Source organism: Fictibacillus arsenicus (assembly GCF_001642935.1).
GTDB classification, from domain to species: Bacteria; Bacillota; Bacilli; order Bacillales; family Fictibacillaceae; genus Fictibacillus; species Fictibacillus arsenicus_B.
In genome coordinates this window covers 1074081-1095681 of the sequence record NZ_CP016761.1, presented here as the reverse complement: position 1 = coordinate 1095681, position 21601 = coordinate 1074081, and the positions used below count along the sequence as shown (strand labels likewise).

The following is a 21601-nucleotide window of genomic DNA, read 5'->3' as shown; positions in this document are numbered from 1 at the left end:
AAATGTTTTCGCCCCAACTCATCGTGCTTACACCCGGTATACCTTTCGTCTCACCCTGAATATATGCAGATTCGCCCCATGTACCTCCCGTTTCGCCCATGCCATCTTTTTAAAGCAAAAAATCAGCTTTAAAAAGTAAAAAAACCGCCTTCCTAAGAGCACATCGTGTACGTAGAAGACAGTTTTATTGGAATTTTGTATGTTTTTTCTGGATCATGATTGCGACTGCGCCAATTAATGCTGCAATTGCTAAACTTACATACAGCCCAGGTCGAATGGTGTGCTCAAACCACGTTCCTGTTACAGCAGCAAATATAAAGACAACCGCAATTACGGCGATTACTCTTGCCCAAGCTTTTTGCTTAAGAATCTTCATAGCTGAAAAGATGATGAAAAGCCAGTTGAATAAAAGAAGGATTCCTGCAGCTGTAGTGATATATTCGTATATCCTCCCTGGAAGGAGCAGAGCTGTGATGATGCTTGCTAATAATCCTGCGGCTCCCAAACCCATTGCTGCCATCGGAAGTTCTTTGTATTTAATCTTTTTCGCAAAAAACTTTGGAGCATCACTATCTTCTGCTAGAGACTGCAAAAGGTTCGTAACTCCGAACAATGCAGCAGCCATCGCTGAAAATCCGGCTATGATAATTGCTCCATTAAAGACATGAGGAAAGAACGATAGATGATATCGTTTCATTGCGGTTACGAAAGGACTTTCTTTATGATCGAAAACTTCCATCTCTACTGTTGTTACAGCCAACCCAATAGAAAGCACATAAATAATCGTTAAAATCAAAAGCATGATGCTTCCTGCTTTCGTCGCATCTTCTGTCTTTTTTAGCTGCATCGCCATCATTCCGATTACTTCAATCCCGCCAAAAGCATAAAACGCATAGATCAGGGACGACCAGAATCCTTTAAGCCCGCCTGCAAAATAACCATCGAAGTTATTTGGAATGGATAAATCATATGACTTTCCATCGATTATCCCGATGAGCCCTGCTATTGCTAAAATAATGAACATGACAATTGCAGCCGCTTTTATAACAGCAAGCAGGTTTTCCACTTGGTCAAATTTCTCCGTTCCTGCCAGCACAACGATAATGGCGAGAATGGCATAACCTGCTGCAAACACCCATAACGGAATATGAGGAAACCAAAACTGTGAAAGAATCGAAAGTGCTGTGAGCTGACTGCCCATGATCAATATACTGGATACCCAATAATTCCACCCGCAGCTGAATCCTGCCCACCTCCCAAAGGCTTGTGAAGCGTAATAACAGAAGGACCCTTTTTGAGGATCAGCTGCTGTCATCTTAGCAAGGAGCTGAAATACGATGTATGTACCGATTGCGGCTAATAAAAATGAAAAAACAATCGAAGGACCTGTCAGCTGGATTCCAATGGTTGAACCCAGAAAATAACCCGTTCCGATCGTACAGCCGCCCCCTATTAGAGAGAGCTGCCACCATGTCATTTTCTTGACTTCTGATTTGTCCATATTGGGCTGAACTGGCCCATTACAGTTAAATTCTTCACAATAATACCCTCCTGCTGCTCACGTATTATTGTTCAGACTTAACCGGTCAAATATGCATACTCAAAAAGAAAAACAACCCAAGTCTCACCTTGAGCTGTTTTAAAAGAACAAAAATGCAATTCCTTGATACCCGAAGTAAACGCCAAAGCCAATCAATGATAATCCTGACAGCTTAGATATGGCACCTAATATCCGGTCAGCCAAGAGCTTTCGGAAACTGCTCGAAACAAGTGCCATCGTAAAGTCCCACGCTAGTATTCCTGCAAATATGGCTCCGCTGTATAGCATTAAACTCTCAAAGCTGTACTTTGCGGCTGTTTCTGCAAGTATAGAACCATAAATTCCTAACCAAAATAAGATGGTAAGAGGATTTGTTAACGACATGAGAAATCCTGCAAAAAAGCTTTTACCAACATGTACTGTGTAGTTCTTTTCGCTGCTCATTTCTTTCGTCGCTTTTTTAAATGTCTCGATCCCGGTGTATAAAAGAACAAAACAGCCGAAAAGCCATAGAAAAGACTTCATAAATGCTGTATCGATATAACTTACGAGTCCCATATATACCAAAAGCATGTACAGACCATCTGCTATTGACGCTCCTAGTCCGACCATCCACGCTTGCCAGAAACCGTATTTAATTCCGCGGTCCATTTGAGCCGCGTTGACTGGACCGATTGGTGCCGCAAGTGATATCCCTAATAAAACATATTTTAAAATAAGAAACATTGGCGACCTCCACGATAGAAGATGGACAACTCTGCATGTCTTCATCTTATTCGTCAGGAGATTCATTCAGACCATAAATTCTTTTAAAAGGAGAAGCAATCCTATGGAACAAAACTTAGATCCCAAGGTAAAAGAAGTGTTAGACCATGTAAAACGTGCCGATGAAGCCATGATCGAAGCTCAGGCAAACGCAGCACCGAATTGTTTTCAGACCGCTAAAGTCTGGCTTGAAACCGCTCAGCAATCTCTCCATTCTGCTGGAGAAGGAACAACTGAGGAAGAAAAAAAGCAGCTTCTGCATGCGAAGGAATATTTGCGCCACCTTCACGAAACACAAGCTGCTCTGCAAGAAACACGATATGATTGATAAAAAATCCCTCGTGACGTGTACACGAGGGATTTATCTTTTTCTAATCTACATATTTTCCATGGGCAGGTATTGCCAGCTCGTCAAAGTTTTCGGCAAGCTTATTTAGTTCCTCTGTAAGCTTTGGTCCGTTCATCGGAACTCCGTGCCCTGTTGCAGCTACAGATGGCTGAAGAGCAGCTAATGCTTGAACTGAATTCTTCGCCAGCTGCCAGTCCGTCGTGAAATATTTTGGCGGCCCGTTCATTTCTTGTTTTTGCGTCAAGACTTTATAGAGCGATTCCTGTTCTACTGTTATAAAAGCGTCCCCTGCAACCAGTACCCTATCACTTTCTCTAAAGAATGAGACATGTCCTGGTGTGTGACCCGGTGTGTGAATCCACCTCCACCCGGTAAGTCCAGGAATGGTTCCATCCTCTGGAAGAGATTGAACATAATTCCCTAAATCGATACCGTGATTCGGAAACATAGGTGAAAGTTTCGTGACCAATCCGCCATTTACAGATGGATCTGGCTCTGGATAGTCTTTTTGCCCATTCAAATATGGAATCTCTTCATGGTGTGCATAAACGGGAACACCCCACTTTTCAGCTAGCTCGTTAACCGCTCCCACATGATCGAAGTGTCCGTGAGTCAAAAGGATTGCTTTTGGCGGATGATTAAACCATTTCTCAGCCCATTCACAAATCATATCTCCGGATTTCGGCATTCCTGCGTCCACTAAATAATAAGTATGGTGATCCTCTGTACTCTGGATGAAATAGACGTTCACGATCTTGGTTGTTAGTACATAAACTCCTGGTGCAATCTGATCGCCAGTGTTATTCGCAACACTCGTCATTGGTAAAAATTCATGATTCATATCTTTATTCTCTGATTGATGTTCCATATTAATCAACCCCTTATGGCTCTTAAGTATCTAACTTTAAGTGTTTGGTTTCATTGTTCCACGTCGCAAAAAAAATATGTGACACATCAAAAACAAGACCACCCGATGGCAGCCTTGTCTCTATTGGCATTCTATGAAAATAATTTCCGGATAGATTGGGATTGGTTAACGGTTTCACTTTTCACATCTACGTTTAGTTTTCGGATATTATCGCAATAAATATGAAGTCTTTTTGCTTTGTCAGCGTTCAGATAAGAGGCGTATTGATCCAGCTTATCTACTTCGCGAAGTACGTCTTCTTTTGTGTCTGCTTCCTCAATCCTGCTGCAGCAAGAGCTGATTTGATCATAAACAGACATGCTATCCACCTCCTTTATGGTTTGTATCAATATTCCCTTCCCCATTTTTTTAAAACTAAGACCATTGGACTGAAATTCGCATATCATCTTTCAAATAGGGAAACTTTATTCTTATCATTTGCTGAACGAAAGAAGGGGTTATTGTGCGATTCGGCTGTCATGTCAGTATAAGGAACGGTTATATGGGAGCAGCAAAACATGCTTTTTCTTTAGGTGCCCGCGCATATCAATACTTCCCAAAGAATCCGCGCAGTCTGTCTGTGAAAGATTTTAATAGAGGGGACGCAGCCAGCTGTAAAGCATTTTGTATGGATCATGATCTAATCTCGGTGGCCCATACTCCCTATCCGACCAGCCTTACTCCTTCTGACGATAAAAAAGAGATTACGATTCAGTCTTTGCAGAATGATTTAGAGATCGCTGAAGCGTGCGGGTCTGCAGGTGTTGTTGTACATTTCGGCAGCCCGATTCCTGGTGAGGATCCTCTTGCAAGTTATCAGCTAATGATACATATGCTGAATGCTGTTCTTACGGATTGGGACGGACACTGTAAAATTTTATTAGAAAATAATGCGGGACGGCCAGGTTCAATGGGTACAACGATAGAGGAGCTTGCCCAAGTTCGAAACCTGTGTGAGCATCCTGAGAAAATCGGCTTTTGTTTAGATACATGCCATGCATTTGCAAGCGGTTTGTGGAATGGTGATAACTGGGGTGAACTCGAGGAAAAAGGTACTGAGTTAGGTTACTTTGACCATTTATTGGCTGTCCATTTAAATAATTCGAGGTATGCTTCGAGTGAAGGAAAAGACCGTCATGCCAATATTTTTCATAACGGTCATATCTCAGAGGAGCAGTTTTCTAAACTCGTTCTTTCTCGTATAATGAAGGTTGTTCCGTTTATATTGGAGACTCCGTCCGAATACGGGATTACACATCGTGAAGAGATTAAAGAGTTGTATGAGAAGTGGGATCTGTAAAATGTTTAGAGATTTATTGGACTTCTTTTTACGGTTAAGCTCTCCTCGTATGTTCATTGGATTAGATACCAAAACAATCGACCGGCATATTCACGAACTGAACGAACATCGATGGTTTAACACCTTATATGAAGACGCAAACTTTCGAAAGCTATTTTTCACTAATGTTCATGTGCGCCGTTATTTAGAAAATAAACGGCGTGTCCGTAAACTGATCATTAATCCTCTAGCTCGTGAAAAATTTATTATCTTCTTAGAAAAACAAAGAAAACGATAAACATTTTCATAAAAAAACGGCCAGAACTCTATTGAGAATAGAGATAGCCGTTTATTTTCAAATTGTGTTTTTATCGAATAAACATATTCTATACTTTGTATGGATGGGATGGACAGTTAACTTTCACAAAAATTGATTCCCGTGTTAATTTCAAGAATCCCACGTTATTTTTATTTATCCCACGAAAGACATCCATAATCCCACGTTAAATCTAAAAAAAACACGAGTCGACGTTTGCCAACAAATTATGACATTATCAATTAAAAATCGGTTCGGAGCTGTTCATTTAAATTCCCACTTCATCACAAACTCAAAGCTGGAAGTGTTTTCCCCGTTTCGAGGAATGTCTTTAAGTTGCTCAATATCGCTGGCCAGCCATTATTAAAACCTTCAAACGTCCCCTCTTTTTCGACTAAGTCTGTCTTTACGAGATTGTCATGGATCAATGTCAGTTTAACTGTTGATTCCATATGCTGCAGCTTAAACGTTACCACCGTAGGACTTTCGCGGGGAGTGTCATCACTTTTATTTGTCCATGTAAATGAAAGTTCGTGAGCCGGGTCATATTTTAATACGCTTCCCTCATCCGTCACCTCTCCATTACGAGAGTAAGTAACACTTGATCCTTCTTCCCATTTTGATTCTATTCTAGTACCAAAAAAGTACTGCTCTGAAATGTCCCCTTCCGTTAATGCTTCCCATACTTTTTCCGGTGAAGCCCCGATATATGTGACATAAACGAATTTTGATTCCATTATGATGTTCCTCCTTTATTAATGAACGCCATTCTTTGGATTCCAGTTTCCATTGTTTTTACGAATCTCTACAATTTGACCGATGTGGTAAGCGTTATGGATATTGATGTTTGCAAGAACCGAGTACCATGGATCGTGCCTGTCTTCATGTGCCGACCGTTCAAACACGTCATCTTCTGCATCTTTTACAGCACTTACCCACTCTGTCAGTACCCGATAGAGCTGTGTTTTCGCTTTTTCCCAGTCCTGATTGTTTTCGCTATGAAACGTCACATCGTTGCTTTCAATCTTTTTTGAAGTCGGATTTCCCTTAAATCTGCTCAAATAACGCTCGTTCCAAAAGATTAAGTGATTTACAATCTCCCAGATTGAGTTACTGATACCGTTTTTCTCATTGGCCTGTTCCGGCGTCAATTCATCCAGTGCCCGTTCTATCGGGACAAACCAGTTCGGCTCATTATGATTGGCTGCCATCTGCCTCAAAAGAATCGTCCTCTGATCCATGAAAAAACCTCCTGTACAAAAATAATCATCAGGTATCATTTCTTCAAACTAACTGGAACTCCTTTAATTCGACTTCTTTCCCTTCTGTGTTCGAGAGTACCCTTAAGAATAATCAGGCGCTCTCTTGGTAAAAATACCAAAAAACCTGTACGGGAGTTTTGCTGATGGTATTTAAGAAAAGGGCGCTCAAGAAGCTGGTAAAAGATAAGAATGAAGCTGATGCCCAGCCGCAACTTGAAGATCCAAAAAATGAAGCTCCGCCTAAGGATGCTTTGTCCACCGAGCTGAACCTGAACATACAGTATCTTCAACAAACGTTCGGTAACAGCTCCGACCTCTCATTTTCAGATTTTGAGCTTGGGAATAAAAAAGCAGTTTTGATCTATATAAATGGTCTTGTAGACAAGATGATTATCAGTCACTTTTTCGAGAATATCGGTCGATCTGAGCATTTGATTAAACACTCGGAGTTTTTAACAGAGACACTAGAAGCTTCTGATTTTATGAAACAGTTTTTTGCACCTGCAAACATGGTAAAAGAAGTTCAACTTTATAAGAAAGTCGTATCAGCCATACTCGCAGGAAACGCTGTTTTGCTGGTGGATTCAATTCCAAATGCTCTCGTGATTAACGCGAAAGGCTGGAGAGATCGGGATGTTTCGGAATCAGCAACTGAAAATGTAGTCCGTGGTCCGAAAGAAGCTTTTACGGAAAATATTCAGACCAATACGGCATTAGTCAGAAGAAAAATAAAAGATCCGAGACTGTGGGTTGAGAAAAAAGAGATCGGTAACATTACTCAAACAAGCATTTCCGTCATGTACATTCATAGCATCGCTAACGACAAAATCATTAAAGAGGTACATGAACGCCTTGATAAAATAGACATTGATGGTATTTTGGAAAGCAACTATATTGAAGAATTTATTCAAGACGAAGTATATACACCTTTCCCTACTGTATTTAATACGGAAAGACCCGATGTAGTTGCTGCTGCTCTTTTAGAAGGACGCATCGCAATCTTTATCGATGGGACTCCATTTGTTTTATTAGTTCCCGCTTTGTTTACACATTTCTTCCAAGCTGCAGAAGATTATTACCAGCGCTGGGATATCTCTACCCTGTTAAGGTTGCTTCGTGTTACGGCTTATTTTATTTCATTGCTTGGTCCTTCTGTTTATATCGCTATCATTAACTTTCACCAGGAGATGCTTCCGACACCTCTCTTGATCAGTCTCGCAGCGCAAAGGGAAGGCGTTCCATTCCCTGCCTTAATTGAGGCTTTGATCATGGAAGTCACGCTTGAAATTTTGCGGGAAGCTGGACTTCGGCTTCCAAAAGCAATCGGTCAGACCGTTTCCATTGTTGGTGCTTTAGTTATCGGACAGGCTGCCGTTGAAGCTGGAATCATATCAGCTGCCATGGTTATCGTCGTTTCCATCACCGCAATCTCTAACTTTATTCTGCCTGCTTATAATATGGGAATTGCTGTCCGTATTTTAAGATTTTTATTTATGTTCCTTGCTGGATCTTTCGGACTTTATGGCATTGCAGCCGGAATATTTGCATTGTCGCTCCACCTTTGCAGTCTTAGGTCTTTTGGGATTCCTTATATGGAGCCGCTCGCCCCATATATCGCATCAGACATGAAAGATACATTGTGGAGAAAGCCAAGGTGGAAATTAGTAACACGTCCGCGATTAATTAATCAAACCAATATCGTTAGAGAAACTGTGCCACCAAAAAACAAGTAGAAAGGAGCATGAAGGGTGAAACTTAGAAGAAAATGGATAATTCCGGTTTGTGCCCTCATGCTTATTCTGACGGGCTGCTGGAACAATAGGGAAATTGAAGACATAGGAATTGCAGTTGCGATGGGCATCGATAAAGTGGACAACCAATATGTTGTGACGGTTCAGCTCGTAAATCCATCTTCTATCTCTGCAAGAACGGGCGATTCATCCAGAGCGCCAATAGTAACTTATCAGGAAAAAGGCAAAACAATTTTTGATGCCATAAGACGGCTTACGAAAACAGCTCCAAGAAAAACTTTTTATCCTCACTTGAAGATGTTAGTAATAGGTGAAAAACTTGCACGTGAAGGTTTTGCAAACTCACTTGACCTGCTTGCACGCGACCCTGAGTTTCGCTCAGATTTTTATGTAGTGGTAGCGAAAGATCATAGAGCGGATCAAGTATTAAATGTTCTAGTTCCGGTAGAAAAAATCGCAGCACAAAACATGTATTCGAAGCTAAAAACTTCAGCAGATGTATTTGCTCCAACCCTAGCTCTTACTTTTGGAGACTTGCTTCATGACCTCACAAGTCCGGGAAAACAGCCCGTGGTTACAGGCATTCAGCTTACTGGAGATCCTCTTGAGGGTGAAAAGATGGAGAACCTACAGAGAGTAAACCCGAAAGTCCGCTTAAAATACACGAATATAGCTGTGTTTAAGGTGGATAAGTTAAAAGGCTGGCTGAATGAAAAAGAAAGTAAAGGTTACAATTACATACAGAATCAGATAAAAAGTACGATCGTAACCGTACCGTGTTTTACGAACAAAAAAGAAAATTTATCAGTCGAGCTAATTGATTCAGATACAAAACTGAAAACCAATTCTATGAACAGCCACCCTGAAATGAGTGTTTCTGTTAAGACAGACGCAAATATTGCAGAGGTTGGATGTTCAATTGATCTAACAAAGCAAGAAACTATAAATAAAATTGAGAAGTTAGTTGAAAAAGATATCAACTCCAACATCAAATCTGCTATTAAAACTGCTCAGCAAAAGTACAAACTAGACTTCCTAGGATTCGGAGAAGTTGTACACCGTTCTGAACCAAAGTATTGGAAACGTGTAAAAAAAGATTGGGATAAAGAATTTGTTGACATTCCTATAAAAAGTAAAGTGCATGTTCACATTCATAAGCTAGGAAAAAGAAGCAACTCTTATATTAATGAGTTGAAGGAGTAACAACATGGTTTACACAATCATTTCATTGCTGATCATCGGAGCTATCCTTCTTATCGATAAACCTAAATTAAAAAAGTACAAAAATTCTAGAAAAGATCTATGGGTGTACTTTGGGATTCTAGGGTTCGGCTCTATTTTATTGCTTATCCACGGTTCAGGTAGGACTCTCCCTACACCTCTTTATTGGATCTCCGCGGTATTAAAACCGATCATTAGCATTTTTTAAGAAAGGATGGGGTGGTTATCATGCTTGAAAATGGCAAAATAAGTGTCCGGCAGTTTACGGTATTAGTAGCCCTTTATACGGTAGGTACTGCAATCTTAATCATCCCCTCCATTCTTGCTGCAAAAGCGATGCAAGATATTTGGATTGCTGGTCTGATCGGTCTCGGTGCCGGTTTATTAATGGTATTTTTTTATTGGAAAATAGCTGAACGCTTTCAGTTTATGAATCTTGTTGAAATTCTCGAAAAATGCTTCGGAAAATGGATTGGAAAGGCTGTTGCATTTTCTTATTTCACTTTCTATATTTTTATATTATCTACTTTTGTTCTGCGGGATATCGGCGACTTCATGCTGACTGTTATGATGGTAGAAACCCCTATTGAAGCTATACATATTATCTTTTTAGTTGTGGTACTTTATGGAGTTAAGCTCGGTCTAGAAACATTTACAAGAACGACTGAGCTGTTTCTCCCCTGGATTGTGATATTGTTCGTTGTATTATTCATCACACTCCTCCCGCAAATCGAATTCACTAATATTTTGCCTGTAATGGAAAACGGCATCCAGCCTGTTCTAAGATCATCACTCTCATTTATTGTATTTCCTTTTCTGGAATTGGTGGTCTTTCTGATGATTATTCCTTATGTGAATGAGCCGAAAAAGACGAAAAAAGCCTTTCTGCTCGGTACTGCGCTTGGCGGCGGCTTACTTATTTTGATCTCCACACTTTCTATTCTCGTGATCGGTGTCACTGAAACAACACGAAGCATCTATCCAACGTATGATTTATCCAAGACGATCAACATCCGGGAGTTTTTCCAGCGTGTTGAATCCTTTATGGCTCTTATCTGGTTCATTACCGTTTTCGTAAAACTTGTCGTTCTGACTTATGCTTTATGCTTAGGATTAGCTTCAGTGTTCAATGTACAGGATTACAAACTTTTAACTTTGCCAATCGGACTTTTATTGTATGTAGTGTCTCTTGTTATTTTTCCAAGCTCAACTTACCTTATTGAGTTCACACCGATCTATGATTTTTATGCGGTGCTATGGATGCTCATGCCCGTGTTCATTTGGCTCGTTTCACTTATAAGAGGCAAACCTGTGTAAAAGAAAAAAGAGCTTTTGTTGTAAGCTCTTTTGTTGTGTATTTAGATTCCTTGTCTTATTCCAAGTTGAGATAGCAGCACCCGGCGGCCTTCTTGACTTGAGATCGCCGCAGCTTGATTTATTGCAGTAAGGTTTAGTACGTCTTCTTTCGTAATCGAAGGCTTTTTATTATTCTGAATGGCTTCTATCCATTGCTCCATCGCAGACTGAATTGGTTGCGGCAGCTTTTCTGGAGTTATCCACTCTTCGGTACCAAGATGTTTACTCTTGATTCGAACATTGTGCCCCTCGATCATGAGAGTTCCTTCCGTTCCATAAAGTTCCAGCTGTTGCGGACTTCCGTATGATAGAAAGCCAGTTTCGATCAACCCCATAGCACCTGATTCATACTCTACCATCACCACCGCGTTATCATCTACCCCGAGATCATAAAAGTGGTTCAGTCTCCCGCTCAATGCTTTTACTTTTCCGCCTAACCGATTTGTTAAGTAGATCGGATGAGCACCAAGGTCGATCAACGCACCGCCACCGCACTCCTCTTTATTATAAAAGTGCTCCGGCAGCCAGCCCTTCGGATTTTCTTTTGAAGGAACTGAACCATTATGCGCTACCCGGCATCTGATGTATGTAATGTCTCCGAGCAAACCTTTGTCCACAGCTTCTTGCGCATATAAATAAAAACTCTCTGTCAGCCTCGGGAGATTGACCATCAGCTGAACGTTGTTTTCTTCAACCGCATTATAAATTTCTTCACACTCATCCACCGTGAAAGCAAGCACCTTTTCCGTGAAAATATGTTTTCCATGGTTGGCGGCAGCGATGATGATGTCCTTATGACGGTTCGTGGCTGTTGTTACAATCACTCCATCAATTTCAGGATTCGATAAGACGTCATCAAGGTTCGGCTCAAAAGGAACATTTAATTCACTTGCCCATTCTGATCCACGTTCATGATTTTCATCCCAGACCATTTTTATAGAGATCGATTCATTTTCGTGCGCTTCACGTGCATAATCTACCGCGTGCACATGCCATTTGCTGAGTAGAGCTACGTTCATTGATCATCACTCCTCAAAAGTTGAATTTTATTTCATTATACATAAACCCGTCGGGAAGTTTTATTATTTTGATATTAAGTCAAAACTAGTTTAAATAGTGGGGGCCTTTGGAGAATTTTCCGATTATCCATTCAAACTTTTGGGATGCATTGATCCCCGTACCTTTGGCAGAATGGTTTCGTGGGATTTTTTAAATTAACGTGGGATTTAATAGCTTTAACGTGGGATTTTTCAAAATAACGTGTGATTATTTCAAATAACGTGCGATTCCGAAATAATCATTTCAAAATGTCCTTTAAGCGAGGACATTTCAATAATTTGTTCGCCTGATGTTAACAGCTAATGAGGACTCTTATTTTATTTAACGATTTTGTCTAAAAAAATAAAGCTGACCCCAATCGGTCAGCTTTTCCCAACAATAATCCGTCCTTCACTTAAAGCTCCTTCGCTTTAAACGTATCTCCACCCTCGATCGTTCCATTTTTGAATCCTTTATGGAACCATCGCTTCCGCTGTTCGGATGTACCATGTGTAAAACTTTCCTGAACGACGTAGCCTTGATGTTTCTTTTGAAGGGTATCATCACCTACAGCACTCGCCGCGGTCAGTGCTTCTTCCAGATCTCCTTCTTCAAGTACATTCATATCTTGAGCATGATTCGCCCAGACACCTGCGTAGTAATCTGCCTGAAGTTCGAACCTAACCTGGTACCTGTTAAAAGCTTCTTTACTGAGTTTTGAGCGCATATCCTGGAGCTCTTGGGATTTTCCTAAAAGTGTCTGAACATGGTGTCCTACTTCATGGGCAATAACATAAGCCATTGCAAAATCACCAGGTGCTTCATACTTACTTTGAAGTTCCTGATAAAAACTAAGGTCTATGTAGAGCTTTTGGTCACCTGGGCAATAAAAAGGGCCGACAGATGAACCCGCTGCTCCGCAGGCCGACTGGACACTGCCGGAATATAAGACAAGCTTTGGTTCTTTATAGGTCATGCCTTCTTCACGGAAGACATCTGTCCAGACGTCTTCCGTGTCCGCTAGAACGACAGAAACGAACTGAGCATCTTCTTTTTCTTTTTCAGTTTCTTCATAAGGAACATTCTCCTCTGTTCCGGTGATTCCACCTAGAAGATCACCGTGATTTCCTCCTAATAAAGTTATAATTAAGACGATGATAAGACCGCCGACTCCGCCTCCAACAGCTAGTCCTTTACCGCCCATCCCTCTCCGATCTTCAACGTTCGCACTTCCGCGTCTGCCTCGCCATTTCATCTTGTATCCTCCTCATTCATATCAAACTTAATTTTAATAGTTTGTATACCCCAAGTTTTATAAAATTAGACGAGTCTATTTTTTATTAAGCTTTTTATAATTAAAGAGGATGAAGTGCATTTGAATGGTTAATAAAAACAAAGGCATCATACCGATTTGAAAGACTTGTTGGAACATAGTTGCCAAGATGCTCAAATTGAGGGTTGTACACGACTCCGATGGCTCTATGTCCTCTTACTTCTTGCAGTTTTTCGTGATGCTGTTTCAGCATTATGATCTGGTCATGTGCACCTGCAGCATAAAAAACCCCTTCCCAAGTGTCTGGTGGTGCTGGCGGTACTATAATTTTTTTATAAGGTTCCCCCCATTCATCTCCTGCGATCACGGTACCTCTATGAGTACCAAAACCTACTGCAAATACATCCTCTGGCGCATGGTTTTCACGAATTAATTGACATACGTTCACCATGCCCTCATCAGCCATATCAGTAGCCCGTGCATCACCGATATGTGTGTTGTGTTCCCAAATGATTACCTTTGCGTCACTGCCGTGAAAATCCATCAGCCGTTCCACCGCTTCTGCCATGTGTCGATCTCTCATGTTCCATGTTTCTGTATCTCCTTTCACCATAGATCGGTAATAATGTTCAGCGTGTGCAGCAACCAGTGCATTAAGTTCCAAGCTAAGACCGCCCTCAGGATCCTCATCGTATAAATCCCGATTCGTCTGAATTTCAACAAGAAGCTTGATCACTTCATCCTCACAGCTTTCAGAAAGATATCCTGCCGACATTGCGTAAGTTTGTTCATCTTTTTGAAACGGCTGAAAACAAGAAAAAGCTTTTTTGGCAGACTCAACCCTTTCCGAGTCATGCTTTTCCAGATATCGTATAATCTCTTCCATTGATTCAAAAAGGCTATACATATCAATACCGAAAAAACCGACCTTTTTTTGCCCTGACTGCTGATCATTATGTTTTTTCAGCCAAGTTGTAAAATCGAGAATTTCTTTGTTTGCCCACATCCAAGACGGCCAGCGTGTAAAACTGTGTTTTAATAGAAAGTCCAACTGAGGCTGATTTGCGTAGTAGCCCTTTATGTAACGATTAATCCGATAACATGAGGGCCAGTCTCCTTCCACAGCAATAAACGAAAAACCTTTTTCTTGGATTAGCTTTTTAGAAAGTTCAGCACGTATTGTGTAAAATTCAGACGTTCCATGCGATGCTTCTCCCAATAGAACATACCGCGAGTCGCCAATCTCACTTACAATGGCATCCAGATCTATGTGGTTATTTAACCGGACCATATGTTTCTTTAGATAATCGGACAACGTTTTTTCCATCTTTCCACCCGCTTTCTACCTGTACTATAACCAGCTAAGTTTCTTCTTAAACAGAAACGAAAAAACAGAGTGCTTATCGCACTCTGTTTAAGTTTAAGCTATTCAGTCTTTCCTTCATATGCGTCCATACCGCCAGCCATGTTGATCACTTTAAAACCATGGCTATCCAGCAGCTGGCATGCGCGGCCGCTTCTGCCGCCAGAACGGCATACCATCACATATTCTTTAGATTTATCTAATTCGTGCATACGAAATTCTAACAATCCAAGAGGAATATGAGTGATTCCAGGAATCCTACGCGCCTTCACCTCGTCCACTTCACGTACATCAATGATATTTAACGCTTTTCCTTCATTCAACTTCGCTTCTACTTCTTTAGCTGTTAATTGCTTCATCATTTTCCCTCCTCTTTATCTCCAGGCACTGACTCCGCCTTTTACGTTTGTTACATGTTTAAAACCTGACTTCACTAGGATCTTGCTTGCCTTTTGGCTTCTCATACCGCTTTGGCAAATCACGACTACTTCCTTGTCTTTTGAAAGCTTATCTGTTTTTTGAGCTAATTGGTGCAGCGGAATATTCTTAAATCCAGGAATATGGTACCCGTTAAACTCCCCTTGTGTACGAACATCAATAAATTGTTTTTTCTTATCTTTAAGTTCTGCTTTAAGCTCGTTTGGAGTGATATTTTTCACACCTTTAGCCGGTATAAAACGTTGAGCGATAAACAAAATAATAAGACCAAAAAGAATATAATTAAGGTATTCCAATCTGTTTTCCGCCTTCCTATGATTTGTATCGAATTTATATTTTAATCTTTATTTCTTAACGTCATCATATACCCTATGGGGTATAATGTCAACTTAAAAAAACGAAGAGAAACCTCTCTTCGCTTTAATTATATATTTTTATAATAAAGGATCGTCGTATCTAATGTCCCTGTTTCAGACTGAGCAAAATTCGGAATACGCCCCGCTTCTATGTAACCAATTGATTGATAGAGAAGGTTTGACGGATCTCCCTCTCTCGTATCTAAAACCAGTAATGTTCTTCCTTCCTGCTTCGCCCGTTTTTCGATCTCATTCATTAAATGACGTGCAATTCCTTTTTGACGATGTGATGGATGCGTCATCAGCTTTGCTACTTCAGCTCTGTGCGTGCCGTTTGGCTTTGTGCATAAGTGGAGCTGGACCGTCCCTGCAATCTTGCCTTCTATTTTCGCTGCTAAAAAAATTATTTCAGGTGCTGTACAGCTTCTCCAATAAGCATCTGCATCGTCTTTTTTAAGCGGCGGCAAAAATCCGATTGAAGCTCCATCATGGACCACCTTTATCAAAAGGTCCGAAAGCTCTTCTACATACTCATCTATATTTCTGACATTAATGATCTCCACACCCATGCCCCTTTTTCTTTTTTATACATTCTAATTTTATTATGGTAACCTTACAATCTTTTTGTAAGGTTTTCTGACAACCATTTTTTTGAGAAAGTTCTCATGTCTTGTCCCTTTTCTTCTTATTCGATATGGTTGTAATTGAAGTTCTAGCCGGGAGTGTTTATTTTGATTAAAATCTTACTCGTTGGTGCTGGAGAATCTCATCAATCAATTCTCGAGCATGTTAAAAAGGAAAAAACAAATGATTTAGAAGTTACCATGATATCCTCTTCAAAATCAGCTGAAACATACAAACGATGTGAAGAAGCTGCTGTTACTTTTAAAGAAGATACGGTGATCTCATTTGATCCCCTGCAAAAAATGCTGCTCAGCTTTTCAGGTGGAATCTATCGTTTTGATGTCATTTCATTTGATATCGATACGAAATATTCCCTCTTTAAGCAGGCTTTGGTTCCAGTTGATTCAGACGGCCGTATGCTTGTTGAAGACACATTGCAAAATACAGAATTTCCGTTTTTGTTTGGTGCAGGTGAGTGTGTTTCTATTGTTGGGAATACAAAGAACGCTAAATCCACAGACAAACAAGGTTATGTGTTGTGGAATAATATGAAAAGATATATTTTTGGTCAAAAGCTTGAATCATTGAACAGCGGTTCTATGCTTACTTACATTAATTGTTGGATTGATCGTTTATTTAAAAGAAAATGATTTACAAAAAAAGAAGAGGCGGGTGCCCCTTCTTTACCATTATGCTTTTACAGCCTGAGCACCTTGAGTCGCCATAAACTCTTCAATCTCTTCTGTCTCACGCATGATATCTTTAGAAAGATTTTCGTATCCATCTTCCGTTACTAAAATGTCATCCTCAATTCGGATTCCGATCGACTCTTCCTCAATATATAATCCTGGCTCGATCGTGATGACCATTCCTGGCTCCAGCACGCGGTCTTTGTACGACCCAACATCATGTGTATCCAATCCAAGGAAATGTCCTACACTGTGATAATAGTACTTGGAAATTTCTGAGTCCTCTTTAATCAAGCCGATCTTTCTGCACTCTTCTGATAAAACCTTCTTTGCATGCTTATCAAGTTCCTCATAAGGAAGGCCCGGTTTGATAAGTGCTGTCGTTTCTTTTAGCGCTTTTAACACGATGTTATAAAGCTCTTTCTGACGGTCTGTAAACTTTCCATTTACCGGGAAAGTGTAGCTGATATCGGCATTGTAATAGTCCTTTTGTGCGCCAAGATCGAGCAAAACGAGATCACCATCGTTCGTTTGCGCATTATTGTGCTCATAGTGCAGCACCGTCGCATTTTTGCCGCTTGCCGTAATTGTTTTGAACGCATAATCACGGATACCGTTTGATTTTAATGTGAAATCAAAATGGGCTTCGAGCTGGTATTCCATCATTCCCGGTTTAGCGTTCTTCAAGATATTGTAGATTCCGTCTTTTGTGATTGCGATCGCTTCTTTAATCTTCTGAATCTCTTCTGTTGTCTTGTAGACTCGCAGTTTACAAATTTCGGGATAGATGTTGCTGATCGCAACGTGCGGATAATGCTCACGAATGTGTTTTGCAAATAGAGAGGTACTCGTCGGTGCACCTGACCAGCCGCGGCGTTCTAAATCTAAACATACTTGCTTCGCTTGATTCGTAAAGAAGTTGCCTGCTACAAGGGATTCGAAGCTATCTGCGTACTTAATGTCTTTGATTCCTGAGATGTTTTCAGCTTCTTCTTTTGAAACTGTCTTACCGACCCACTTCTCCATTACCGGATCCGCTTTTTCAATAAAAAGAGTTTCTTCAAACGTTTGGCCGTTCTTCTTCATCATAAGAATTACATTTGGCTCGTTGATACCTGTTAAGTAATAAAAGCTTCGATTCGGTACGAACGCATAGTGCTCATCCGCTGATTTTTGAGGTGCTTTTCCAGCGAATAGAATTGTGAGTGATTCATCTGGAAGCAATTCCTTCAATCTGCTGCGATTTCTTTCAAAAAAATAGGACTCCATATTGATCCTCCTTATTTATTGTTAAAAGCTAAAACCGACTGAGTAGTTTATTTATGTAATTATATTATAAATAGTTTAGCAAACTAATAACAGATATTTTTTGAATTTTTTGATACTAAATTAACAATAAAAGGTAAATTATGTGATGAATAGTGATTTTTATGTGATGAGTGACATTTTTTATGTGATGAACCTCTATATTTATGTGATTATGACACTTTTTTATGTGATTATTGCTATCCAGACTCTTGCCAGCTTCATTTATCCTCTGTATCTCTTAAAAAAGCTAACCACCTCATAAAATGGTTAGCTTCTGTCTGTTTATGCTTCCTGTTCGAACAGCTGAACGAGTTCGACGATGACTTGAGTCGCTTTAATCATGTTGTCGACTGAGATGTATTCGTGTCTGCCGTGATAATTTTCCCCGCCTGTGAAGATATTTGGTGTCGGCAGTCCCATATAGGATAGCTGAGAACCGTCAGTGCCGCCGCGGATCGGTTTAACGATTGGTTCGATCTCTAAGTTTTTCATCGCTCTGTAAGCGAGATCTACAATTTCCTTAACAGGTTCGATCTTCTCTCTCATGTTGTAATACGTATCTTCCATCTTCAGCAGAATATTGTCTTTGCCGTACTTTTCTCTAAGTTCATCAACGATCGCTTGAATCATTGATTTTCTTTTCGCAAAAAGCTCTTTATCATGATCCCGGATGATATAAGACATCTCCGTCATTTCGACGTCACCTTTTAATCCAAGCAGATGGTAAAAACCTTCATATCCTTCCGTATGTTCAGGTGCCTCTTCTGCAGGAAGTTTATTATGAAGCTCCATCGCGATTTTAGCAGAGTTGATCATCTTTCCTTTTGCAGAACCTGGGTGAATGTTCTTGCCTAGAATTTTAATCTTCGCATCTGCTGCATTAAAGCTTTCATATTCCAGTTCGCCAAGAGGTCCTCCGTCCATCGTATAGGCAAATTTAGCGCCGAATGCTGCAACATCGAATTTATGCGGACCGCGCCCAATCTCCTCATCCGGTGTGAATGCTACTCTGATCTTGCCGTGCTTGATTTCTGGGTGATCGATCAAATAATTCATTGCTGTCATGATCTCTGCGATACCTGCTTTGTTATCAGCACCGAGCAGTGTTGTTCCGTCTGTCGTAATCAGGGTATGACCTTTGTAATCTTTTAAACTAGGAAAGTCTTTTGGTGATAGTTCGATATGTAAGTCTTTGTTTAGTATGATTGTTTCTCCGTCATAGTTTTCAACGATCTGCGGCTTGACGTTCGTTCCTGTAAAATCTGTTGCCGTATCAACATGCGCCAAGAAACCGATAACTGGCACTTCTTTTTCCGTATTAGAGGGGAGTGTTGCCATCACATAGCCGTTATCGTCAATCGCCACTTCTTCCATTCCGATTTGCTTCAATTCTTCAACGAGCATATTTGCCAATGTCATCTGACCCGGTGTTGATGGAGTAGTTTCGCTGCCATAGTCTGATTGTGTGTCGACTTTTACATAAGAAGTAAATCTATCAATAATCTCTTGTTTCAATTTTCACTCAACTCCTCTTATTTTGTTTTATCATAGCATGTTTTGTTAATGGTTACCTATTTTGAAAAACACCAGCAGATACTTAACACATTGAAATAATGTTCAAATTTCAATAGTTAAATTCATTAAATGTATGCATATATTTATAGTTAAGGGGGGCACACCAATGTACAATACTTTATTGTTTTGTGATCCTGGAATTGATGATTCACTCGCGATCATGTATGCACTGCTTAACCCAGAAATAAATGTTGTAGGGATTGTCTCTAGTTATGGAAACGTGCCTCAGCAGCAAGCTACTCAGAATATCGCGTATCTCTTGCAGCTTGCGAACCGGCCTGACATCCCCATCATTACTGGCGCAAGAAGTCCTTTTAGCGGTGAGATAGCGGTTTATTATCCTGAAATTCATGGGGAAGAAGGTCTTGGACCCATCCTGCCGCCGGAAACGATTCCACGAGAAATTCTTAATTTTGATGAGGTTTTCAAAATCATAAATAAATATGAAAACAACCTTGTAGTGGTGGATGTCGGCAGATCAACTTCTTTAGCAACCGCTTTTATTTTGGGTGGCGACGAACAGATGCATAAGATTTCAGCTTTTTATATCATGGGAGGAGCGTTCTTAGTTCCTGGGAATGTCACCCCGCTTGCCGAAGCCAATTTTCATGGTGATGCGATTGCATCAAATCTAGTACTCAATAAAGCGAGAAACGTCTATATCTTTCCATTGAACGTGACAAACTATGCCCTCATAAAACCTGAAACAATCAGTCAAATATCTTCTGCAAACTATAATTCTTTCTCACCTTTTATTAAACCGATCTTTGATTTCTATAACGAAGCGTATAAAAAGCTGGTACCCGGAATTGAAGGAAGTCCAATACATGATGTATTGCCATTATTTGCGCTGACCAATCCAGATAAAGTACGCTATGTGGACAGAAAAGCATCGGTTTCTATCAACATGGACGATACAAAAGGACTCAGCCAAGCAGACTTTAGACCAAGAGCTCCTCAAGAAGGACCTCCTGATGCCGTTGATCACATCGCCAATTGGTTCGACTATAACGCTTTTGTACAGGATTTTATTAAAACTATGACCCATAGAGGCAATCGTATATTTCACAAAAAATCTTCATCCGTCTAAACAACTTGTCTCCTCCCGCATATGATATAGTACCAGCGCTAAAGTTAAGGTGCTGTGACAATAGCGGGGGTGATTTTTCATGGGTTGTTGGGATAAATGCGAGTCTTCTTCTTCTTCTAGCTACATCTATCTAAAATGCAAAAAATGCAGAAAAAAGAAAAAGAAGTGCGACTGCAAAGAAAAAGACTGATTTTAAATCATAAAAAAGGAGTCCAATTGGGCTCCTTTTTCGTTATTTCTTTTTATTCTGACCGCTTGATATGGCAAGGCTTAACGCAATTCCTATTCCGATGCCAATAGCAATGTTATTAAGTGCGAGTCCGATCGCAACTCCAATCGCGATACCGATTGCTAATCCACTATTCGAAATTAAATGTTTTCTTTTTTTCAAGTTGACCTCCTTTTTATAAACCGTTCTATTCTTGTGGATACGTCTTTTGCAAAAATGCCACAGACTGCTTAATCAATTCTTTTAGTACGTCTACATCAATATCAGCTACTTTATTTATGTATACACAAGCTGCTCCGGTCGTATGCTCGCCGAACTTGTTCAACAATTCTTCTCGTTCGGGATCGCCTGGAGCAAAATAGAGGCTTATTTTCGCTTTACGCGGCGAAAAACCAACTAGTGGTGCATCCCCTTCGTGACCAGTTTTGTACTTATAGTGATATGATCCAAACCCGATAATGCTCGGCCCCCACATCTTTGCTTCAAAACCAGTAGTTTCGGTGAAATGATCTAAAAGTTTATAAGCATCCTCACGTTTTTTTGGATTCTCTACGTTTTCAATAAACTCGATGACACTGTTATCGTTCACTTTTGTTTTCAGTTCGTACATAATTCCACTCCTTTTCCGTCTTTTTAACCTATGATAAGTCTTCTACACGTAAAATCGTTCTCCTTTTAGAAGATAGGCTTAATAAAGTGCACGAAACTAGCCATTCAAAGGTACGCCCAGGGATATATTTAACTAACATGTGGCTTGAATTCAAAAATTTTGTTCATTTATCCACAAGATGTTATTTGTCAACAAATTCCGCAAACCTCCAACCTTCCAGTCTTAAATGCGCATTAAAAAAGAAGATGATTTCTTCTTTTTT

At 40.3% G+C, this 21601-nt stretch carries 25 protein-coding genes; 9 read left to right on the top strand and 16 right to left on the bottom strand.

The features are described 5' to 3' along the window. Positions 1-184: 184 nt before the first annotated feature. Entirely contained in the window at positions 185-1477 is a 1293-nt protein-coding gene (locus tag ABE41_RS05790; protein ID WP_367642143.1) for an amino acid permease, read from the bottom strand. 162 nt (positions 1478-1639) lie between these two features. Next, complete coding sequence (locus tag ABE41_RS05785; RefSeq protein ID WP_066287414.1) at positions 1640-2266, bottom strand: LysE family transporter; 627 nt, start codon at positions 2264-2266, stop codon at positions 1640-1642. Positions 2267-2369: 103 nt separating this feature from the next. On the opposite strand from ABE41_RS05785, the gene ABE41_RS05780 reads away from it, so the two are divergent. Further along, complete coding sequence (locus ABE41_RS05780) at positions 2370-2633, top strand: hypothetical protein (RefSeq protein ID WP_066287410.1); 264 nt, start codon at positions 2370-2372, stop codon at positions 2631-2633. 43 nt (positions 2634-2676) lie between these two features. Here ABE41_RS05780 and ABE41_RS05775 read toward each other — a convergent pair whose 3' ends face one another. Then, positions 2677-3522 carry an MBL fold metallo-hydrolase gene (locus tag ABE41_RS05775; protein ID WP_066287405.1) on the bottom strand — a complete coding sequence of 282 codons (846 nt, stop codon included), beginning with the start codon at positions 3520-3522 and terminating at the stop codon, positions 2677-2679. 131 nt (positions 3523-3653) lie between these two features. After that, positions 3654-3881, bottom strand: coding sequence for a hypothetical protein (locus tag ABE41_RS05770; RefSeq protein ID WP_066287403.1), 228 nt, complete (start codon positions 3879-3881; stop codon positions 3654-3656). Positions 3882-4024: 143 nt separating this feature from the next. Between ABE41_RS05770 and ABE41_RS05765 the strand changes: the two genes are divergently transcribed. Together ABE41_RS05765 and ABE41_RS05760 are read left to right on the top strand one after the other, a co-directional pair. Continuing rightward, positions 4025-4861, top strand: coding sequence for a deoxyribonuclease IV (locus ABE41_RS05765; RefSeq protein WP_156774227.1), 837 nt, complete (start codon positions 4025-4027; stop codon positions 4859-4861). 1 nt (position 4862) lies between these two features. Further along, a complete protein-coding gene (locus ABE41_RS05760) occupies positions 4863-5138 on the top strand; it encodes a hypothetical protein (protein ID WP_066287397.1) in 276 nt (91 codons plus the stop codon). A gap of 302 nt (positions 5139-5440) precedes the next feature. Here ABE41_RS05760 and ABE41_RS05755 read toward each other — a convergent pair whose 3' ends face one another. After that, entirely contained in the window at positions 5441-5893 is a 453-nt protein-coding gene (locus tag ABE41_RS05755) for an SRPBCC family protein (protein WP_066287395.1), read from the bottom strand. Positions 5894-5911: 18 nt separating this feature from the next. Next, on the bottom strand, positions 5912-6397 hold the full coding sequence (locus ABE41_RS05750) for a DinB family protein (protein ID WP_066287394.1): 486 nt from the start codon (positions 6395-6397) through the stop codon (positions 5912-5914). Between the two features lie 164 nt (positions 6398-6561). On the opposite strand from ABE41_RS05750, the gene ABE41_RS05745 reads away from it, so the two are divergent. The 4 genes from ABE41_RS05745 to ABE41_RS05730 are packed head-to-tail and all read left to right on the top strand — an operon-like array spanning position 6562 to position 10707. Next, entirely contained in the window at positions 6562-8151 is a 1590-nt protein-coding gene (locus ABE41_RS05745; RefSeq protein ID WP_066287392.1) for a spore germination protein, read from the top strand. A 15-nt stretch (positions 8152-8166) separates the two neighbouring features. Next, positions 8167-9372, top strand: coding sequence for a Ger(x)C family spore germination protein (locus tag ABE41_RS05740; protein WP_083207677.1), 1206 nt, complete (start codon positions 8167-8169; stop codon positions 9370-9372). Positions 9373-9376: 4 nt separating this feature from the next. After that, entirely contained in the window at positions 9377-9598 is a 222-nt protein-coding gene (locus ABE41_RS05735) for a hypothetical protein (protein WP_066287391.1), read from the top strand. 20 nt (positions 9599-9618) lie between these two features. Next, positions 9619-10707 carry a GerAB/ArcD/ProY family transporter gene (locus tag ABE41_RS05730; protein WP_066287385.1) on the top strand — a complete coding sequence of 363 codons (1089 nt, stop codon included), beginning with the start codon at positions 9619-9621 and terminating at the stop codon, positions 10705-10707. A 41-nt stretch (positions 10708-10748) separates the two neighbouring features. On the opposite strand, the gene ABE41_RS05725 is transcribed toward ABE41_RS05730, so the two are convergent. The 6 genes from ABE41_RS05725 to ABE41_RS05700 all read right to left on the bottom strand — a co-directional run bounded on the left by ABE41_RS05725 (position 10749) and on the right by ABE41_RS05700 (position 15783). Next, entirely contained in the window at positions 10749-11765 is a 1017-nt protein-coding gene (locus ABE41_RS05725) for a Gfo/Idh/MocA family protein (protein ID WP_066287384.1), read from the bottom strand. Positions 11766-12199: 434 nt separating this feature from the next. Beyond that, on the bottom strand, positions 12200-13039 hold the full coding sequence (gene ypfJ, locus ABE41_RS05720; protein ID WP_066287382.1) for a KPN_02809 family neutral zinc metallopeptidase: 840 nt from the start codon (positions 13037-13039) through the stop codon (positions 12200-12202). Positions 13040-13139: 100 nt separating this feature from the next. After that, entirely contained in the window at positions 13140-14384 is a 1245-nt protein-coding gene (locus ABE41_RS05715) for an erythromycin esterase family protein (RefSeq protein ID WP_066287378.1), read from the bottom strand. A 98-nt stretch (positions 14385-14482) separates the two neighbouring features. After that, positions 14483-14779: a rhodanese-like domain-containing protein gene (locus ABE41_RS05710; RefSeq protein ID WP_066287376.1), complete on the bottom strand. Its 297-nt coding sequence runs from the start codon at positions 14777-14779 to the stop codon at positions 14483-14485. 15 nt (positions 14780-14794) lie between these two features. Beyond that, positions 14795-15154 (bottom strand): rhodanese-like domain-containing protein, encoded by a 360-nt coding sequence (locus ABE41_RS05705; protein ID WP_066287374.1) that lies wholly within the window; start codon positions 15152-15154, stop codon positions 14795-14797. Positions 15155-15282: 128 nt separating this feature from the next. Further along, positions 15283-15783 (bottom strand): GNAT family N-acetyltransferase, encoded by a 501-nt coding sequence (locus tag ABE41_RS05700; protein WP_066287372.1) that lies wholly within the window; start codon positions 15781-15783, stop codon positions 15283-15285. A 162-nt stretch (positions 15784-15945) separates the two neighbouring features. Here ABE41_RS05700 and ABE41_RS05695 point away from each other — a divergent pair, with 162 nt between their 5' ends. After that, positions 15946-16488, top strand: coding sequence for an NAD(P)/FAD-dependent oxidoreductase (locus ABE41_RS05695; protein WP_066287370.1), 543 nt, complete (start codon positions 15946-15948; stop codon positions 16486-16488). Between the two features lie 39 nt (positions 16489-16527). Here ABE41_RS05695 and ABE41_RS05690 read toward each other — a convergent pair whose 3' ends face one another. Both ABE41_RS05690 and pepT read right to left on the bottom strand, forming a co-directional pair. Continuing rightward, positions 16528-17796 (bottom strand): aminopeptidase P family protein, encoded by a 1269-nt coding sequence (locus ABE41_RS05690; protein WP_066287368.1) that lies wholly within the window; start codon positions 17794-17796, stop codon positions 16528-16530. 321 nt (positions 17797-18117) lie between these two features. Then, a complete protein-coding gene (gene pepT, locus ABE41_RS05685) occupies positions 18118-19350 on the bottom strand; it encodes a peptidase T (protein WP_066287367.1) in 1233 nt (410 codons plus the stop codon). Positions 19351-19516: 166 nt separating this feature from the next. Here pepT and ABE41_RS05680 point away from each other — a divergent pair, with 166 nt between their 5' ends. Beyond that, on the top strand, positions 19517-20500 hold the full coding sequence (locus tag ABE41_RS05680) for a nucleoside hydrolase (RefSeq protein ID WP_066287364.1): 984 nt from the start codon (positions 19517-19519) through the stop codon (positions 20498-20500). Positions 20501-20732: 232 nt separating this feature from the next. On the opposite strand, the gene ABE41_RS20930 is transcribed toward ABE41_RS05680, so the two are convergent. Both ABE41_RS20930 and ABE41_RS05675 read right to left on the bottom strand, forming a co-directional pair. Further along, positions 20733-20891 carry a glycine zipper domain-containing protein gene (locus tag ABE41_RS20930; RefSeq protein ID WP_156774226.1) on the bottom strand — a complete coding sequence of 53 codons (159 nt, stop codon included), beginning with the start codon at positions 20889-20891 and terminating at the stop codon, positions 20733-20735. Between the two features lie 25 nt (positions 20892-20916). Next, on the bottom strand, positions 20917-21339 hold the full coding sequence (locus ABE41_RS05675) for a DUF1801 domain-containing protein (RefSeq protein WP_066287362.1): 423 nt from the start codon (positions 21337-21339) through the stop codon (positions 20917-20919). Positions 21340-21601 lie beyond the last annotated feature (262 nt).

What these genes read in the sequence shown, in the direction of transcription:
- ABE41_RS05790 (WP_367642143.1), bottom strand. Translation starts at nt 1,477, where the DNA reads ATGACATGGTGGCAGCTCTCTCTAATAGGGGGCGGCTGTACGATCGGA.
- ABE41_RS05785 (WP_066287414.1), bottom strand. Translation starts at nt 2,266, where the DNA reads ATGTTTCTTATTTTAAAATATGTTTTATTAGGGATATCACTTGCGGCA.
- ABE41_RS05780 (WP_066287410.1), top strand. Translation starts at nt 2,370, where the DNA reads ATGGAACAAAACTTAGATCCCAAGGTAAAAGAAGTGTTAGACCATGTA.
- ABE41_RS05775 (WP_066287405.1), bottom strand. Translation starts at nt 3,522, where the DNA reads ATGGAACATCAATCAGAGAATAAAGATATGAATCATGAATTTTTACCA.
- ABE41_RS05770 (WP_066287403.1), bottom strand. Translation starts at nt 3,881, where the DNA reads ATGTCTGTTTATGATCAAATCAGCTCTTGCTGCAGCAGGATTGAGGAA.
- ABE41_RS05760 (WP_066287397.1), top strand. Translation starts at nt 4,863, where the DNA reads ATGTTTAGAGATTTATTGGACTTCTTTTTACGGTTAAGCTCTCCTCGT.
- ABE41_RS05755 (WP_066287395.1), bottom strand. Translation starts at nt 5,893, where the DNA reads ATGGAATCAAAATTCGTTTATGTCACATATATCGGGGCTTCACCGGAA.
- ABE41_RS05750 (WP_066287394.1), bottom strand. Translation starts at nt 6,397, where the DNA reads ATGGATCAGAGGACGATTCTTTTGAGGCAGATGGCAGCCAATCATAAT.
- ABE41_RS05745 (WP_066287392.1), top strand. Translation starts at nt 6,562, where the DNA reads ATGGTATTTAAGAAAAGGGCGCTCAAGAAGCTGGTAAAAGATAAGAAT.
- ABE41_RS05735 (WP_066287391.1), top strand. Translation starts at nt 9,377, where the DNA reads ATGGTTTACACAATCATTTCATTGCTGATCATCGGAGCTATCCTTCTT.
- ABE41_RS05730 (WP_066287385.1), top strand. Translation starts at nt 9,619, where the DNA reads ATGCTTGAAAATGGCAAAATAAGTGTCCGGCAGTTTACGGTATTAGTA.
- ABE41_RS05725 (WP_066287384.1), bottom strand. Translation starts at nt 11,765, where the DNA reads ATGAACGTAGCTCTACTCAGCAAATGGCATGTGCACGCGGTAGATTAT.
- ypfJ (WP_066287382.1), bottom strand. Translation starts at nt 13,039, where the DNA reads ATGAAATGGCGAGGCAGACGCGGAAGTGCGAACGTTGAAGATCGGAGA.
- ABE41_RS05715 (WP_066287378.1), bottom strand. Translation starts at nt 14,384, where the DNA reads ATGGAAAAAACGTTGTCCGATTATCTAAAGAAACATATGGTCCGGTTA.
- ABE41_RS05710 (WP_066287376.1), bottom strand. Translation starts at nt 14,779, where the DNA reads ATGAAGCAATTAACAGCTAAAGAAGTAGAAGCGAAGTTGAATGAAGGA.
- ABE41_RS05700 (WP_066287372.1), bottom strand. Translation starts at nt 15,783, where the DNA reads ATGGGTGTGGAGATCATTAATGTCAGAAATATAGATGAGTATGTAGAA.
- ABE41_RS05690 (WP_066287368.1), bottom strand. Translation starts at nt 17,796, where the DNA reads ATGGAGTCCTATTTTTTTGAAAGAAATCGCAGCAGATTGAAGGAATTG.
- ABE41_RS05680 (WP_066287364.1), top strand. Translation starts at nt 19,517, where the DNA reads ATGTACAATACTTTATTGTTTTGTGATCCTGGAATTGATGATTCACTC.
- ABE41_RS05675 (WP_066287362.1), bottom strand. Translation starts at nt 21,339, where the DNA reads ATGTACGAACTGAAAACAAAAGTGAACGATAACAGTGTCATCGAGTTT.